The sequence below is a fragment of the Maribacter sp. UH1 genome (genome assembly GCF_056839145.1).
On sequence record NZ_CM166387.1, the window covers coordinates 2,116,424 to 2,132,592 of the forward strand.

General features: G+C 36.2%; 16 protein-coding genes. 5 read left to right on the top strand and 11 right to left on the bottom strand.

Annotation, left to right across the window (positions count from 1 at the left end; all coding sequences use genetic code 11):
* Window positions 1–20: 20 nt before the first annotated feature.
* The 5 genes from UH1x_RS09270 to UH1x_RS09290 all read left to right on the top strand — a co-directional run bounded on the left by UH1x_RS09270 (window position 21) and on the right by UH1x_RS09290 (window position 4,070).
* Window positions 21–719: a CoA transferase subunit A gene (locus tag UH1x_RS09270; RefSeq protein WP_482626303.1), complete on the top strand. Its 699-nt coding sequence runs from the start codon at window positions 21–23 to the stop codon at window positions 717–719.
* 4 nt (window positions 720–723) lie between these two features.
* Complete coding sequence (locus UH1x_RS09275; RefSeq protein WP_482626304.1) at window positions 724–1,377, top strand: CoA transferase subunit B; 654 nt, start codon at window positions 724–726, stop codon at window positions 1,375–1,377.
* Window positions 1,378–1,868: 491 nt separating this feature from the next.
* On the top strand, window positions 1,869–2,237 hold the full coding sequence (locus tag UH1x_RS09280) for a hypothetical protein (RefSeq protein WP_482626305.1): 369 nt from the start codon (window positions 1,869–1,871) through the stop codon (window positions 2,235–2,237).
* A 143-nt stretch (window positions 2,238–2,380) separates the two neighbouring features.
* The gene (locus UH1x_RS09285; RefSeq protein WP_482626306.1) at window positions 2,381–2,905 is read left to right on the top strand and encodes a GNAT family N-acetyltransferase; all 525 of its coding nucleotides are present in this window, start codon (window positions 2,381–2,383) and stop codon (window positions 2,903–2,905) included.
* 16 nt (window positions 2,906–2,921) lie between these two features.
* Entirely contained in the window at window positions 2,922–4,070 is a 1,149-nt protein-coding gene (locus tag UH1x_RS09290; RefSeq protein WP_482626307.1) for a serine hydrolase domain-containing protein, read from the top strand.
* A 10-nt stretch (window positions 4,071–4,080) separates the two neighbouring features.
* Here UH1x_RS09290 and UH1x_RS09295 read toward each other — a convergent pair whose 3' ends face one another.
* The 11 genes from UH1x_RS09295 to UH1x_RS09345 form a co-directional block, all read right to left on the bottom strand.
* Window positions 4,081–5,238: a methionine aminotransferase gene (locus UH1x_RS09295; RefSeq protein ID WP_482626308.1), complete on the bottom strand. Its 1,158-nt coding sequence runs from the start codon at window positions 5,236–5,238 to the stop codon at window positions 4,081–4,083.
* 82 nt (window positions 5,239–5,320) lie between these two features.
* Window positions 5,321–5,866, bottom strand: a complete 546-nt coding sequence (locus UH1x_RS09300; protein WP_482626309.1) for a type 1 glutamine amidotransferase domain-containing protein — start codon at window positions 5,864–5,866, stop codon at window positions 5,321–5,323.
* 139 nt (window positions 5,867–6,005) lie between these two features.
* A complete protein-coding gene (locus tag UH1x_RS09305) occupies window positions 6,006–6,482 on the bottom strand; it encodes a very short patch repair endonuclease (RefSeq protein WP_482626310.1) in 477 nt (158 codons plus the stop codon).
* A 64-nt stretch (window positions 6,483–6,546) separates the two neighbouring features.
* Window positions 6,547–7,293: a succinate dehydrogenase/fumarate reductase iron-sulfur subunit gene (locus UH1x_RS09310; protein ID WP_482626311.1), complete on the bottom strand. Its 747-nt coding sequence runs from the start codon at window positions 7,291–7,293 to the stop codon at window positions 6,547–6,549.
* A gap of 64 nt (window positions 7,294–7,357) precedes the next feature.
* Complete coding sequence (locus tag UH1x_RS09315; protein ID WP_482626312.1) at window positions 7,358–9,373, bottom strand: fumarate reductase/succinate dehydrogenase flavoprotein subunit; 2,016 nt, start codon at window positions 9,371–9,373, stop codon at window positions 7,358–7,360.
* 12 nt (window positions 9,374–9,385) lie between these two features.
* Window positions 9,386–10,066 carry a succinate dehydrogenase cytochrome b subunit gene (locus tag UH1x_RS09320; RefSeq protein ID WP_405411393.1) on the bottom strand — a complete coding sequence of 227 codons (681 nt, stop codon included), beginning with the start codon at window positions 10,064–10,066 and terminating at the stop codon, window positions 9,386–9,388.
* Between the two features lie 186 nt (window positions 10,067–10,252).
* Window positions 10,253–10,666 (bottom strand): hypothetical protein, encoded by a 414-nt coding sequence (locus UH1x_RS09325; protein WP_482626313.1) that lies wholly within the window; start codon window positions 10,664–10,666, stop codon window positions 10,253–10,255.
* Between the two features lie 110 nt (window positions 10,667–10,776).
* A complete protein-coding gene (locus UH1x_RS09330; RefSeq protein ID WP_299798667.1) occupies window positions 10,777–11,166 on the bottom strand; it encodes a DUF2721 domain-containing protein in 390 nt (129 codons plus the stop codon).
* Between the two features lie 12 nt (window positions 11,167–11,178).
* A complete protein-coding gene (locus UH1x_RS09335) occupies window positions 11,179–11,517 on the bottom strand; it encodes a cupin domain-containing protein (protein WP_482626314.1) in 339 nt (112 codons plus the stop codon).
* 4 nt (window positions 11,518–11,521) lie between these two features.
* Window positions 11,522–14,368 carry a VPS10 domain-containing protein gene (locus UH1x_RS09340; RefSeq protein WP_482626315.1) on the bottom strand — a complete coding sequence of 949 codons (2,847 nt, stop codon included), beginning with the start codon at window positions 14,366–14,368 and terminating at the stop codon, window positions 11,522–11,524.
* 81 nt (window positions 14,369–14,449) lie between these two features.
* Entirely contained in the window at window positions 14,450–16,162 is a 1,713-nt protein-coding gene (locus UH1x_RS09345; protein ID WP_482626316.1) for a M28 family peptidase, read from the bottom strand.
* Window positions 16,163–16,169: the final 7 nt, after the last annotated feature.

Here is a 16,169-nt window from a genome sequence, read left to right on the forward strand (position 1 = left end):
ACAAGATAATTAACGACAAAATGATACGTAAAACAGTAGCAAATGTAACTGAGGCTTTGGTAGGTGTACAAGACGGAATGACCTTTATGTTGGGTGGTTTTGGACTTTGTGGTATTCCAGAAAATGCAATTAGTGAATTAGTAAGGTTAGGAGTAAAGGATATTACTTGTATTTCTAATAATGCAGGGGTCGATGATTTTGGCTTGGGGTTATTGTTGCATCAACATCAAATTAAAAAAATGGTGTCTTCTTATGTTGGGGAGAACGATGAATTTGAACGACAAATGCTAAGTGGTGAACTGGAAGTGGAACTTACGCCACAGGGTACTCTTGCAGAAAAGTGTAGAGCTGCACAAGCAGGTTTTCCTGCTTTTTTCACTCCGGCCGGTTATGGTACCGAAGTAGCTGAAGGGAAAGAAGTACGAGAGTTCAATGGTAAAATGCATATTCTAGAAGAAGCCTTTAAGGCAGATTTTGCTTTTGTGAAGGCATGGAAAGGTGATGCTGCCGGTAACTTGATATTTAAAGGAACAGCAAGAAATTTTAATCCATGTATGTGCGGTGCTGCGACTATTACAGTTGCTGAGGTGGAAGAATTGGTGCCAGAGGGTGAATTAGACCCAAATCAAATTCATATTCCGGGAATATTCGTTCAACGCATTTTTCAAGGAAAAGATTACGAGAAAAGAATAGAACAAAGAACAGTACGTCAAAAATAAGCTCATGTTAGATAAAAACGGAATTGCAAATAGAATTGCACAAGAAGTGGAAGATGGCTATTATGTTAACCTTGGTATTGGTATACCTACATTGGTTGCCAATTATGTACGTGATGATATAAGTGTTGAATTTCAAAGTGAAAACGGAATTTTGGGTATGGGCCCTTTTCCTATAGAAGGGGAAGAAGATGCAGATTTAATTAATGCGGGTAAACAAACCATTACGGCGCTACCAGGTGCATCTTATTTTGACTCTGCTACTAGTTTTGCTATGATCAGGGGTAAACACGTAGACTTGACCATTCTGGGCGCTATGGAAGTGTCAGAGAATGGTGATATTGCCAATTGGAAGATTCCTGGTAAAATGGTAAAAGGTATGGGTGGTGCTATGGATCTAGTTGCATCCGCAGAGAATATAATTGTGGCTATGATGCATACCAATAGAGCTGGAGAATCTAAGATTTTAAAACGTTGTAGTCTTCCGTTGACAGGAGTGGGTTGTGTTAAGAAGATTGTTACCAATTTAGCTGTATTAGAAGTAACGGAAGATGGATTTTTATTGTTAGAGAGAGCACCTGGTGTTACGGTAGATGATATTAAAACTGCAACTGAGGGTAACTTAATTATAAAAGGAGAAGTTAAAGAGATGAATGATTAATAGGTGTGGGTGAATCATCGATGAAATAAGCTTTTCATATTTTTCACAACAGGTTATATTGAGTACACAACAATTATTGTCAAAATTTTGAAGAACAGATGTATCTTTATTGCTCAATTAAACCCATAACCTATTAATTACTTAACCGTCATGAATTCTCAAATTAACCACACAGCAAACGAACATAAAGTACAAGTTTATAGAAATGATTTTTTTAGTGGATTTCTAAGACTTACTAAAAAGTTATTTATGTTATAAATTACTTTAAAGATTTTAAAAAAGAGCGACTTATATAAGTCGCTCTTTTTTTTTGCTGTTTTTTGAATACTCCCTTTTGATTTTCTATAAAATGCTTTGATGAACTAACTTCTCTAGGTTCACCACATTTTTAATAAGTTTTACCACAAATACTTTATTGTAAGAAAAAGACTACATATATTTGAAGTGTAATAAAAAGTGAATCCCAAATCGCTTTTGAAACTTAACCTAAAATGAAGTATGTATTTAGTTGCCTAATCTTGTTGGTACTTGTTGCCTCTTGTTCAAAAATTGAAGAAAATAACGATCCTATCATCGGTATTTGGAATCACACCGTGAAAACGGCTACCAATACAAATAAGATGGTAATTGATAATGAAGAATGGATTTTTAATGATGTTTATTTAGGTAGATTTCATGGTTATAAAGATGGGCAAGTTGTTTACTTGACAGATTTTAACTGGAGCATTAATGGTGACGTATATATTGTAAGCTATCCAGGCACTGATTTCCCCGACGATTTAGTAAAAATGCAAGAAACTGATGAAGGCACCATTCTGGTAAGAACAGAGGGTAAAGTCTTTGCAGAAAAGCAAGAATGAGTTCGCAATTGAAAAATGCCCACGAACAAAAGTATTGCCTTAATCGGTAGTGCAACGAACAGATAAGTTATCAAATCAACCTTTTTATAACATTTCCCCCGATTAGGAGCAAAGTAATTTGCTCCTTTTTTTATTTTAGGGGTATGGAACTTAAATATAAATTGTGTTCTCTTAAAGACCTGGAGGAATTAAGGCTTATTTCTGAACAAACTTTTGTAACCGCTTTTGAAAAGGATAATGATCCTGTTGATTTCAAGAATTATATAGATAAAGCATTTGCCATTGAAAAAATAAAAGGTGAGCTGTTAAATAAGAATAGCAATTTCTATTTTGCATATCAAAACAGCAAAGTTGTTGGTTACTTTAAACTTAATGTTGGTGATGCACAAACAGACCTTAAAACCGAGGAAAGTATAGAACTCGAACGTATATATGTTTTAGCTCATTATCAAGGTAAAGGTTTGGGAAAACATATCTTAGATTATATTAAGGGTTTGGCTTTGAGCAAGAGCAAAAAAAAACTCTGGTTAGGGGTTTGGGAACATAATACTGCAGCTATCCGATTTTACCAACGCCAAGGTTTTGTACAATTTGATACGCACCCTTATTATATTGGAGAAGATGAACAAACAGATTGGTTAATGGGTTATGATTTAAGTAACTTGTAGCATCAAACTAACACTTATGAAATTATACTCTTTTACTTTTTTTGCATTTATTGGTTTTATAAACTTAAATGCTCAAGAATATTATTTCCCGGAAAGAAATGTAGATTGGGAAGTAAAAACTCCAAAAGATTTTAAAATTAAAGATGCAGCTTTAAAGAAAGCGGTAGAATTTGCAGAAGCCAATGAATATTCTGGTTCTAGAGACTTGCGTATTGCCATTGCAAAAGGATTTGAAAAAGAACCATTTCATAAAATATTAGGTCCTACAAAGAAAAGAGGTGGTCCTGCAGGCATGATACTTAAGAATGGGTATATAGTCGCGCAATGGGGAGATACTAAAAGAGTAGATATGACTTTTAGTGTTACTAAAAGCTTTTTAAGTACAATGGCAGGTCTTGCCGAAGATGAAGGAATTATATCGGATACAAAAAACCTAGTGGGTGATTATATTTGGGACGGCACTTTTGATGGAGCACATAATTCTAAAATTACATGGGAACATCTTTTACAACAAAACTCGGCTTGGTCTGGCGAACTTTGGGGCGGAAAAGATTGGGCTGACAGGCCACCTAGTGAAGGTGGTATTGATGATTGGAAATTAGCGCAACCTAAAGAGCCAGGTACTGTAATGGAATATAATGATGTGCGTGTTAATGTGTTGGCATATTCACTTACTCATGTATGGCGTAAACCAATGCCTTTGGTCTTAAAAGAGAGAATTATGGACAAGATCAGTGCTTCTTCTACGTGGCGCTGGTTTGGTTATGATGATGCTTGGACAGAAATTGACGGTTTACAAATGAAATCGGTAACCGGTGGTGGGCATTCTGGAGCGGGTATTTTTATTAGTGCCGAAGATATGGCGCGTTTTGGAATGTTGTTTTTAAACAATGGTAAGTGGAAGAATGAACAATTGATTTCAGAAAATTGGATAAATAAAGCAACAACTCCTTCAATCCCAAATGCGAATTACGGTTACATGTGGTGGTTGAATAAAAAAGGTGCCAGACATTGGGAAGGATTATCTGAAAACATCTATTATGCTGCCGGTTTTGGTGGTAACTTTATTGTTATAGACAAAGAGAATGATGTAGTGGTTGTTACACGTTGGTTAGAGCCTAGTAAGATTGGTGAATTTATGACTAAGGTAAATGCGGCTTTTTAAACAGTACGTATTAAATCTTGCATAGAATTTCAACTGCTTTTTCTAAAGTTTCCTGTTTTTTGGCAAAGCAGAATCTTAACATATAATCATTTCTGTGATCGACATTGAAAGATGAAATTGGTATAGATGCTATTCCGTTTTCAGTAATTAATCGTTCTCCTAAAGCTTCATCTTCTTCATTTGAAATGTTGGTATAGTCCAATAATTGAAAATATGTGCCTTGGGATGGTTTACATTTAAATTTGGACGATTTTATTCCATTAAGAAAGAAATCTCTTTTTTCTTGGTAAAAATTGTTCAAATCTAAATAGTGTGATGGATTTTTCAGATATGTAGCCAATGCACGTTGCACCGGATGGTCTACACAGAATACGGCGAATTGATGCACTTTTCTAAATTCGGCCATTAATTCAGCTGGAGCTGCACAATAGCCCATTTTCCAACCCGTTACATGAAATGTTTTTCCGAATGATGCGCAGACAAAACTTCTATTGGCTAAATCTGGAAACCTTGAAGCATTTTCATGCACTTGTCCATCAAAAATAATATGCTCATACACCTCGTCGCTCAAAAGAATGATATTGGTGGGTTTTAATATGTTCTCTAATTGCTCCATATCCCATTTGGATAAAACGGTTCCGCTGGGGTTATGGGGAGTATTTATAATTACCATTTTCGTCTTATCTGTAATATTTTCTTGAAATACGGTCCAGTCAATTTTATAATCTGGTGCATCTAATTGAACATAAACAGGTATGCCACCATTTAACGTAATTGCTGGCTCATAACAGTCATAAGCAGGTTTTATGACAATTACCTCGTCACCTTTATTAACAAAGGCTGTAATAGCCGTAAAAATGGCTTGGGTGGCTCCAACGGTTATCGTTATTTCATTATTGGGAGAATAAGTATAATCATGTAGCGATGCTATTTTCTCGGAAATAATTTCCCTGAGACCATAATACCCTTGCATAGGTGCATATTGATTATGACCGGCCGTTAATGCATCATTGACCAAAGACTTCAATTTTTCATCAGCCTCAAAATTTGGGAACCCTTGGGAAAGGTCTAGAGCATGGTGCTTTCTAGCAAGATTACCAACTGTAGTGAATATCGTTGTCTTTACATCTGGTAGTTTTGATGCTTTTAAGTGCTGTTCATAGTCCATAGTAGTAAATGTAAGAATTTTAAAAACGGACATAAAAAAAGCCCAACCGACTGGTTGGGCTTCTTAATTCCACTAAAATGAATTATGCATGCTGCATTTCATGTTTCCCTTCTTTTATTTCCTCAATTAATTTGGAATTAAAAGCTGGTAAATCATCCGGATTCCTACTAGTTACAAATCCTTCATCAACTACGACCTCTTGGTCTACCCAATTGGCTCCTGCATTAATTACATCATCTTTTATGGAATTAAAAGATGTCATTTTTCGTCCTTTTACCACTCCGGCACTAATCAGTGTCCAAGGAGCGTGGCAAATTGCGGCTACGGGTTTCTTTAATTTAAAAAAGTCACGTACAAAGTTCAATGCTGTTTCTTCTCTTCTTAATAAATCTGGATTGATAACTCCACCTGGTAAAACCAAGGCATTGTAGTCTTCTGCTTTAACTTCGTTTAGTGTTTTGTCTACTTTATAGCTGTTAGACCAATTACCATCTGCCCAACCTTTTATTTCTCCGTTTTCTAAACTTACGATCTCTATATTGAAGCCTTCTTTTTCCATTGCTTCTTTAGGAGATTTTAATTCACTTTCTTCAAATCCATTTGTAGCTAATATTGCTATCCTCTTCATATTATATATAGTTTTTAACGATTAATAATTTGTTTGAGACTAAGTTACATATCATGTTAGTAAAAATCCGTTAATGCCTTATTAATAAAGGGTTCACAAGGGTTAAACATTTATTAAATGAACTTTATAAAATTCATTTTTATCTCATTTGAACTGTATTTAAATGATGTATGGTTTTAGCTAAACATTCTTGAAGATTCTTTTTTACTTCTGTCTCCCAAAATCTAAATACGGTATAACCCATAGCGGTAAGTTCTTGGTTTACTTCAACGTCTCGTTGCATATTTCGTTCAATTTTTGCAATCCAGAATTCTCGGTTGGTTTTTACTTTTGGTTTACGCTCTTCCCAATTTTTACCATGCCAATATTCTCCATCTATGAATATGACCGTTTTATATTTTGGTAACGCAATATCTGGTCTTCCAATAAGTTTCTTGAAATCTATACGATATCTATATCCGGCAGCGTATAATGCTTTTCTAAAAGCAAGTTCTGGTTTGGTATTCTTACCCTTAATTTTGCTCATGATCTTAGATCGCTGAGGTGTAGTGTAAAATCCTGATGCTTCGTTGAACCTTGGTACTATAATTCGTTCTTTAGAATAGTCTTTGGACATATCTAAAAATAAAAAATCCCGAACCTTTACGGTCGGGATTTTTTAAAACTTTATGATTAAAAGACTAACCTTTAACGTTAGCGCTTAAAAATTCGCGGTTCATTCTGGCTATATTCTCTAATGAAATTCCTTTAGGGCATTCAACTTCGCAAGCACCAGTATTGGTACAGTTACCAAAACCTTCAAGATCCATTTGTGCAACCATGTTTTTAACACGATCAACAGCCTCTACCTGACCTTGTGGTAATAATGCATATTGAGATACTTTTGCACCTACAAATAACATAGCAGAGGCATTTTTACAACTTGCTACACAAGCACCACAACCTATACATGTAGCGGCATCCATAGCTTCATCTGCGGCATGTTTGGAAATAGGAGTACCGTTGGCATCCTGTGTGTTACCAGAAGTGTTTACAGAAATATAACCACCTGCATGTTGTATTCTGTCAAATGCTCCTCTATCAACAACTAAATCTTTTATAACAGGAAACGCTTTTGCTCTAAATGGCTCTATTGTAATAGTGTCACCATCTTTAAACATACGCATGTGCAATTGACATGTGGTTACGCCTCTATCTGGACCATGAGCTTCGCCGTTGATGAACATTGAACACATACCGCAGATACCTTCTCTACAATCGTGGTCAAAAGCAACTGGCTCTTCACCGTTATTAATTAGTTGTTCGTTAAGAACATCCATCATTTCTAAGAACGACATATGTTCAGAAATCTCTGTCACTTTATAATCGACCATTTTACCCGTTGCTTGGGCATTAGATTGTCTCCAAATTTTTAATGTCAGATTCATATTTTAAGTATTGAGTAATGAGTATTAAGTAATGAACTAAATCATTTCTAATAGCTCAATACTATTATTTATAACTTCTTTGTTTTAATTCGATTTCGTTGAACTCTAATTGTTCTTTGTGTAGAACAGCATCTCCAGGTTCTCCTTTATATTCCCATGCAGAAACAAATGCGAAATCAACATCGTTTCTTTTAGCTTCACCGGCTTGTTCTCCACCAATTTCTACAGACTCTTCTCTAAAATGTCCACCACAAGATTCTTCTCTTTCTAAAGCATCTTTAGCGAAAAGTTCACCAAGTTCTAAGAAATCCGCTACACGGCCAGCTTTTTCCAATTCTGCGTTTAGTTCTGTTGCAGTACCAGGTACACTAACGTTTTTGTAGAAATCTTCACGAAGGGCCTTAATTTCTGCCATAGCTTCTTTTAAGCCTTCAGCGTTACGAGACATACCACATTTCTCCCACATAATATTACCTAATTTCTTGTGGTAATAATCTACAGAGTGTGATCCTTTGTTGTTTACAAAGAAATTAATTTTATCTGTTACTTCTTTTTCAGCAGCATCAAACTCAGGTGTATCCGTAGGTATTTTTCCTGTTCTAATTTCGTGAGAAAGATAATCTCCTATGGTATAAGGTAAAACAAAATAACCATCTGCCAGACCTTGCATTAATGCCGAAGCTCCTAATCTATTTGCACCGTGATCAGAGAAGTTTGCTTCACCAATACAGTACAGTCCGTCTACGGTAGTCATTAAGTTATAATCAACCCAAACACCACCCATTGTATAGTGTACCGCTGGGTAAATCATCATTGGTGTTTTGTACGGATCTTGATCTACGATTTTTTCGTACATCTGAAAAAGGTTTCCGTATTTAGCTTTTACTATAGCAGCACCAAGTTCATATATTTTGTCTGCAGAAGCATTGTTGATGTTATGAATCTTAGCTTGCTCTTTACCATATCTTTCAATAGCTGAAGCAAAATCCAAGTAAACGGCTTCCCCAGTTGCATTTACACCATAACCGGCATCACAACGTTCTTTTGCTGCTCTAGATGCAACATCACGTGGTACCAAGTTACCAAATGCAGGGTATCTTCTTTCTAGGTAGTAATCTCTTTCATCTTCAGACAGATCGGTTGGCTTTTTCTTGCCTTCGCGAATTGCCATTACATCCTCCATATTTTTAGGAACCCAAATACGACCATCATTACGTAAAGACTCTGACATCAATGTCAGTTTAGATTGATAGTCTCCAGAACGTGGAATACACGTTGGGTGAATTTGAGTATAACATGGGTTGGCAAAGAATGCTCCCTTTTTATGTATTTTCCAAGCAGCGGTTGCATTTGATCCCATTGCATTTGTTGAAAGGAAATATACATTTCCGTATCCTCCAGAAGCAATAACAACAGCATGTGCAGAGTGGCGTTCAATTTCACCTGTAACCAAGTTACGGGCAATGATACCACGAGCCTTGCCATTTACCTTTACAACATCTAACATTTCATGACGGTTGAACGGGGTAATTTTACCACGTGCAATTTGTCTGTTCATTGCAGAATAGGCACCTAACAATAATTGTTGTCCTGTTTGTCCTTTTGCGTAAAAAGTTCTTGAAACCAATACACCACCAAAAGAACGGTTATCTAATAATCCGCCATAATCACGTGCAAAAGGAACCCCTTGAGCAACACATTGATCAATAATGTTTGCAGATACCTCTGCTAATCTATATACGTTAGCTTCTCTTGAACGGTAATCACCACCTTTTACGGTATCGTAAAATAATCGGTAGGTAGAATCACCATCTCCTTGGTAGTTCTTTGCAGCGTTAATACCACCTTGTGCAGCAATAGAGTGAGCTCTTCTTGGAGAATCTTGGTAACAAAATGTTTTTACATTATAGCCCAATTCTGCTAAAGTAGCAGCAGCAGAACCACCTGCCAAACCTGTTCCAACAACGATAACATCAATATTACGTTTGTTGGCAGGGTTAACCAAATCGATATGATTCTTATAATCGGTCCACTTCGTTTTCAACGGACCTTTAGGTACTTTTGAGTCTAATACAGACATAAGTAATAGGTATTAATGATGATTAAAATGATGAAAAAGGGCAATGAAAATAAATCCTAACGGAATTAAAATCGAATACACTTTTGCAAACAATTGTAATTTTTCTTTTCTCATGCTGGTTGCACCTGCAGACTGGAATGCAGAACTAAAGCCATGCATAAGGTGGAGTGATAAGAATATGAAGGCGATTACATAAGCACCAACACGTAACGGGTTTTCAAATTTATGAGCTAATTCCTCATAATATCTGAAGCCTTCACCGTTTGGCAGTAAGCCGGTCATGTCTCCATCAATAAACTTGGTGTTTATTTCTGGTATCCAGAAATCGATAAAGTGAAGTACTAAGAAAGCCAAAATAGCTAATCCGCTGTAAATCATATTACGGCTCATCCAAGATGAATTGGCAGCACCATTGTTTTTAGCATATTTTTTTACTCTAGCACTTCTGTTCTTAGCTTCTAAAATGAAACCCATCACAAAGTGATAGATGACACCGAAAATTAAAACAGGTTGCAACACATATTGTACGGCCCAAAAAGTGCCCATGAAATGCGAAGCTTCATTGAACGCATCTGGACTGAAAACCGATAAGATGTTTATTGCAAAATGCTGAAGTAGAAAAAACATTAAAAAGAAAGCAGAAAGCGCCATTGCGTACTTTCTACCAATCGAAGATTTAAAAAATCCGCTCATTATTTGTTAATTTTATCTGCGAATTTACATCACAGGCTAGTTATTAACAAGAATTAATGGGTTTTAGTATGTTTATTTAGATTGATTTTAAAAGCAATTTTGAAGATGTTTAAGATTTTTATCTAAATTCTGCCTTAGATATGTAAATCATTCAACAATTGTAAAATCGATTTTTGAGTAAAACACTTAGTTTTTAGTCAAATTTGTCGCCCATTCTACAGCTTTGTCCAAATTATTGAACTTAATAATACTTTTTCTAAAGAATAGTCGCTCTAAAAATAGACTAAGAAAACTTCCTCTTGTTTGACCTACAACTGCATAATGGTCAATGTTGTATCGGTTTCTGTAAAATTCTAACCAGTAAAGAGGAACTACATAATATCTATTCACCCTATTGGATAAATAAATTATAGGAAGATCAACACCATAAATTTCCTTTGCTGCGGCAATTACCCTTTTGGCGTGTTCCCATCTAAATAGTACCCCTTCTTTAACTTCTGAAATTATTACCCCTTTTTTAAAAAAGTAGAATACACCAAATTCAAACTCTCTAATCTCTTTTATTTGGTTTAATAATTCGAGTTCTCGAACTCTTTTCATGCCTGTTTTTTGTCAGGCGGCAAATATACTGGTTATTAACTCAATAGCTTATAAAAACATCGACGAACGGTAAGGTTATTAGTTGGGATTCTTTAGCTGACATACAGCAATTATTTTTCCATATCCTTCAACTGAATTTCTAATGCTTTAGTCGATAATTGTACTTCTATCAATGATAGTACTAAGGATACCATTAAAGCGAATAAGCTAACTCCAAAGATTAAATTAGCCCAGAAGGTAAGTTCTACATAAATTAAAGTCATTGTAATTACCGCCAACAAAAAGCTTACTATAGCGGTTGCCTGCATGTTTTTGATAATGGTAAGCCGTTTTCTTAGTTTTTGCACTTGTAGACCTACAGACTGAGATGCTGTTTCTTGATACTTTTGATGTAGTTGGCGTATTAATGCCGCAATAGCCAAATAACGAGCGTTATAGGCTAACATGGTCAATGAAATGGCAGGAAAAAGTAATGCAGGTATACCTAAAGTGAGTTCCATAAATAATATTTCTTAATCTGTAGCTATGCCAAAATAGGTCCAAGTAACATCAATATCAAACGGATTGGATTGTCCATGAATTTCGCCAGGTGCTATGGTAATGCATTTTCCGGGTCCTACTTCATATGCTTCTCCTGATATTGTAAAAATGGCTTTGCCGGTTTGTATATGAAACACTTCAAACATAGTGTCATGCTTGTGTAATTCTACTTTTTGACCCGGTTTAAAAATAGCAGTGCCATACATCATTAATTGTGGTATCTCACCACGATCAATTAGTGTTCTTTTCTTTATACTTGGGTCATGACTTACCCCTAAATCAGGTAGTTCGTTCCAATCTACAATTTTCATATGGCTATTCTATATCAAAAGTTACCTTTTCAGTGGTTCCGTTACCAATAATTTCAACACTGTAACTGCCAGTTGGTAAATATGTGCTACCATTTTTGGCTTGTTTTAAAACAGTTTTATGCTTTTTTAGGTAGTTTAACTTGCCAGTTTTTGAAAATGCAACATCATATGATAAGATGTTTAATCCCTTACTGGCTATAATTTCCGTCTCACTAACCACAATATTATCAGATGATTTAATTTTTGCTTGGTATACATCATCTCTGTCCGAGTAGAATGTTATGTCTAAACCTGGTGTTCTAGCTTTAGACCAAGAACTCCAAGAGTTACCCCATCGTGAAGAATGTTTTATATTTTCCAATGGGTAAACATGTAAGTCTTTGTTTAATATTTCTGATGTCATGCTTTGTAATGCGGAAATATCGGCTTGGTAAATACTTCTACCATGTGTGCCCACAATTAAGTGTTTAGCTTCTTTCTGTATAACCAAATCATGCACGGCTACATAAGGCATTCCGTTTTGAAAAGATTGCCATGTTGCTCCTCTATCCAAAGTAACATATAGTCCATTATCCGTACCTACAAATAATAGATTTTCATTTTCAGGGTCTTCAATAATTACATTTACAGGAGAGGTAGGAATGTTTGCCGAAATACTTTTCCAAGTAGTACCTTTGTCTTCACTTACATATACATACGGTGTAAAATCATCTGAGCGATAGCCATTTAAAGTGGCATACACCCTGTTTTTTTGATGTTTGGAAGCGATAACCCTGCTAACCCATAAATTCTGTGGTAGGTTTTTAGAAATAACATTCCAAGTACCACCACCATTTTCTGTACGTTGAATTAAACCATCATCACTACCGGTATACATTAATCCGAATTTGAAAGGTGATTCTGAAATGGTTGCTAAGGTTCCAAATGCTACATTACCCTTTTTTCCACCTTGGGTTAAATCGCCAGAAATGGTTTCCCAAGTATCTCCTTGGTTTAAGGAACGATGTAGCTTGTTGCTACCCATGTATAAAATATCTTGATTATGTGGGGAAAGTAGAATAGGTGATTGCCAGTTAAAACGATACGGTGTTTCACCTAATTCATGCTTTGGCCGAATATAGTTGCGTGTTTCATTTTCTAAATCTATTCTGAAATAATTACCAAATTGGTATCCCGTATAAACGATATTAGCATTGCGATTATCTACTTCTACCTGCATACCATCGCCACCCATAATTGATTTCCATGGGTATTGACCTGTTTGTTGCCATTTGCTGTTTTCTTCAGCATTATTCGGTCCCATCCAAACTCCATTATCTTGAAGTCCGCCATACACATTATATGGTTTTTCATTATCAACAGCTATGGCATAAAATTGACCAACGGTAGGTGAATTGTTTTTAAACCAATGTTTACCATCGTCATATGATGTATTAACCCCACCATCATTTCCATTTATTAAATGTCCTGGTAAATTAGGATTTACCCATACCGCATGGTGATCAGAATGTACATTTTCGCCACTTATAGAACTGTATGTTTTGCCTCCGTCTTTAGAAGCTATAATTGGTACCCCAGATAAGTAAATGGCATCAACATTATTAGGGTCTACGGTTATTTGCGCAAAATAATACCCGTAACTATAGAATAAATCGTCTATATAATCTTCATTCTGCTTTGACCATGTGCTACCGCCATCATTACTACGGTACACTTCTGCACCAATTACGGGTGTATCAAAAAGCATAGAGTTGGCATCTTCTAAGTACAAGGCAAGGTCTGTTGGTTTTACGGCATTGCTACGTACCATCTGTTTTACATTGGCAGCTCTGTATTTTTCGTGAAAATTATTGGTCTTTAAAAACTCGTTTAGGTCTTTATCGTTTAGGTCTAAAAATTGTTCTTTTGATAGTGTTTTAAAATCATCTTTGGTCAACCCAGCTTGCTTCTCTTTCTTTTCCTTGGTTGCGTTTCTTCTAAATTGACTGTCATGTACGGCATAAACGGTATTGTCATCAAAAACAGCTAGACCAATTCTACCTACACCTTCACCTGTAGGAAAACCGCTGGTCGGAGTAGAAATTTTAGTCCAAGAATTACCAGCATCTGTACTTTTATATATACCGGAGCCTTCACCGTTTCCAATAAAATCCCAAGCTTTTCTATCTTTTTGCCAAGCCGCGGCATATTGAATGTTGTAGTTTTTTGGCGAAACGGCAACATCTATTATTCCTGTTTTGTCATCAATGAACAATGTGTTTTTCCAAGTTTTTCCACCATCTGTAGTTTTGTAAATACCGCGCTCTTTATTTGTAGAATATAAATGACCCGTTACGCCAACCGTTACCTCATTAGCATTATCAGGATTCACCACATTACGCCCAATGTGGTGAGAATCTGACAAACCCATATGTTGCCACGTTTTACCTTTGTCGCTAGATTTTAAAATACCGATACCCGCGTAAGATGAACGAGAAGAATTGTTTTCCCCTGTGCCTACCCAAATAGTACCACTCTGCCAGTGAACCGCAATATCACCAAGATTTTGGGTTTGGGTATCATCCATTACGGGAGTAAAAGAATTACCGTTGTTGTTGGTATACCACAATCCGCCAGAGGCATAGGCAACGTAATATTCTGTAGGGTTGTTCTCATTGACCGCTAAATCTACAACACGACCGCTCATGACAGAGGGACCTATATTTTTTAGCGGAATGTTTTTAACCAAAGAACTTGCGTCCATAGCTTTTTTTGCTTGTAAAGACGCATCTATTTTTTGCGATGAGGTAGGTTGAATTTGTGCCGTTGCTATAGAAATGCTGGCGAATACTAATAGGTAAAATTGTTTCATTTTCATGTTGTTGATAGTGCTGATGGTAAGTTACTGATTACTTATGCTCTTGGCAAACTGTAATATCATTTGACTAAACTTCTATTGAAGTGATGCTTTTAATTCTTTCGATTTCGCTTGTATTTCTTTTTGGGCTTTAGAAATAGCCGCTTTAATGTCAGCATTATTATTGGTGTTAATGTCATTAATAGAATTGAGCGATGATAAATACCACTCTTCCCAAGCCGTAATAATTTGTTCTTCTTCTTTAATGGAATTTCCATTTTTAAGTGCAGATTGGCTGAGTTCTGCTTCGTCCTCTAATCGTAGATTTGCTCGCTTCTTAAGATTTTCAATTTGTGCTTGGGCAAAAACATCAGATGCATTTACCAATTCTAGTCCACTAACCAAAGCCGCCGTGCCTACATTTTTTAAAGTTTCTTGAGATACCTTGTCAATACGGTCGTTATCGGTATGGTAAAATTGATCTGTAAAATGCCAAAGTAAAAGTCCGGGAATGTTAGCCTGTAAAAACGGAGTATGATCACTACCGCCTTCAAAAGGGTTGGTTTCTACGACCCAATTAGCATATTCTCCTTGCTTTTTAAAGTTTGAAATAATAAAATCGTTTAGATAGTGGGGTTTCATATCCGCTAATTTTAAGACCTCACCACCCCATTCACTGTGTTTGTCTTTACCACGAGTCCAAATAGCACTTGGGTCTGGCATTTTTTCAATCAAGAAAGTGCCCCCTGTGATTTCCGTGTTTTCACCGACCATATCTAAACTAATTCCCCACTTAATGCTTTTAGCTCGTTCTGGGTCTTCTTGAATATACCGGTTGGTAGAAACAATTTCATCGCCCCATAAAAAGGTCATGCTACGCTTAAAATCTATTTTGTTATCCGTAAATAATTTAGAGGCTATTCTAGCCATTTCCAATTGTGTGCCTACGCCAGTTGCATTATCATTTGCGCCTGGTTCTTGAATATGTGCGCTGTACACCAAACGCTCATCCGGAAATTCATTTCCCTTAATATCCGCAACAATAGTTAGTTCTTCTGATGGATATCTTTTGGTTTGGATATTCACCAGAATATCTGTTTTTCCTTTTTTAAGCTGTGCTATTAATTTCTCTTTTGCCGCATAGGATAGTGCAATGCCCCAAAAATTGCTATCATCCTGAGAAGGAAGACTTCTAAATTGTATAGAAGTAGTGTTCTTTTCTGGTTGTAAATATGCTGGATTGTCATAAGTAAGAATCCCCAAAGCACCATTTCTTATGGCTGATTTGTAAAGCTTTCGAACATTCATTTCTGTAAATACCACTTTGTCTTTAACAGAAACTGACTCTAGTTCATCAACGGATTTAATCCAAACTACTGCTGCCTTTAAACCATCTTTAGGGGTTGAAACCGAATTTAAATAGGTCATGTTTCGGTTCGTTTCTGATAATAATAAAGGTTTTTCGTTACCAACGATTTGTAATGATGCAGATAAGGGCTCCCATGTTTGGTGGGTCATTGCCCGTTTTTCAATACGGTAGGTAAATCGGTCACCTTCCTTAGCTTTTTCTTCTAAAACGTAACCTGCCGCTTTTAAACTATCTGCAATAAGGTATATGGTTTTATTAAAACCGGTATTGCCAACTACGCGCCAATAATCTTCTACAAAATCCGTGGTCTCGTATGCTAGTTGACCTGTAAATTCTGGACGAACAAGTTTAAAATAATCAACTTGTTTTTCTTCAACATGCTGTGAGCATCCTGTTAAAAAAGAAAGGCAGAGTAGTGCGGGTACAATTCCCTGCCTCATGATAATT

Excerpts from the sequence above, each read along its gene's own strand:
- UH1x_RS09270 (WP_482626303.1), top strand. The coding sequence starts at position 21 with ATGATACGTAAAACAGTAGCAAATGTAACTGAGGCTTTGGTAGGTGTA.
- UH1x_RS09275 (WP_482626304.1), top strand. The coding sequence starts at position 724 with ATGTTAGATAAAAACGGAATTGCAAATAGAATTGCACAAGAAGTGGAA.
- UH1x_RS09280 (WP_482626305.1), top strand. The coding sequence starts at position 1,869 with ATGAAGTATGTATTTAGTTGCCTAATCTTGTTGGTACTTGTTGCCTCT.
- UH1x_RS09285 (WP_482626306.1), top strand. The coding sequence starts at position 2,381 with ATGGAACTTAAATATAAATTGTGTTCTCTTAAAGACCTGGAGGAATTA.
- UH1x_RS09290 (WP_482626307.1), top strand. The coding sequence starts at position 2,922 with ATGAAATTATACTCTTTTACTTTTTTTGCATTTATTGGTTTTATAAAC.
- UH1x_RS09295 (WP_482626308.1), bottom strand. The coding sequence starts at position 5,238 with ATGGACTATGAACAGCACTTAAAAGCATCAAAACTACCAGATGTAAAG.
- UH1x_RS09300 (WP_482626309.1), bottom strand. The coding sequence starts at position 5,866 with ATGAAGAGGATAGCAATATTAGCTACAAATGGATTTGAAGAAAGTGAA.
- UH1x_RS09305 (WP_482626310.1), bottom strand. The coding sequence starts at position 6,482 with ATGTCCAAAGACTATTCTAAAGAACGAATTATAGTACCAAGGTTCAAC.
- UH1x_RS09310 (WP_482626311.1), bottom strand. The coding sequence starts at position 7,293 with ATGAATCTGACATTAAAAATTTGGAGACAATCTAATGCCCAAGCAACG.
- UH1x_RS09315 (WP_482626312.1), bottom strand. The coding sequence starts at position 9,373 with ATGTCTGTATTAGACTCAAAAGTACCTAAAGGTCCGTTGAAAACGAAG.
- UH1x_RS09320 (WP_405411393.1), bottom strand. The coding sequence starts at position 10,066 with ATGAGCGGATTTTTTAAATCTTCGATTGGTAGAAAGTACGCAATGGCG.
- UH1x_RS09325 (WP_482626313.1), bottom strand. The coding sequence starts at position 10,666 with ATGAAAAGAGTTCGAGAACTCGAATTATTAAACCAAATAAAAGAGATT.
- UH1x_RS09330 (WP_299798667.1), bottom strand. The coding sequence starts at position 11,166 with ATGGAACTCACTTTAGGTATACCTGCATTACTTTTTCCTGCCATTTCA.
- UH1x_RS09335 (WP_482626314.1), bottom strand. The coding sequence starts at position 11,517 with ATGAAAATTGTAGATTGGAACGAACTACCTGATTTAGGGGTAAGTCAT.
- UH1x_RS09340 (WP_482626315.1), bottom strand. The coding sequence starts at position 14,368 with ATGAAACAATTTTACCTATTAGTATTCGCCAGCATTTCTATAGCAACG.
- UH1x_RS09345 (WP_482626316.1), bottom strand. The coding sequence starts at position 16,162 with ATGAGGCAGGGAATTGTACCCGCACTACTCTGCCTTTCTTTTTTAACA.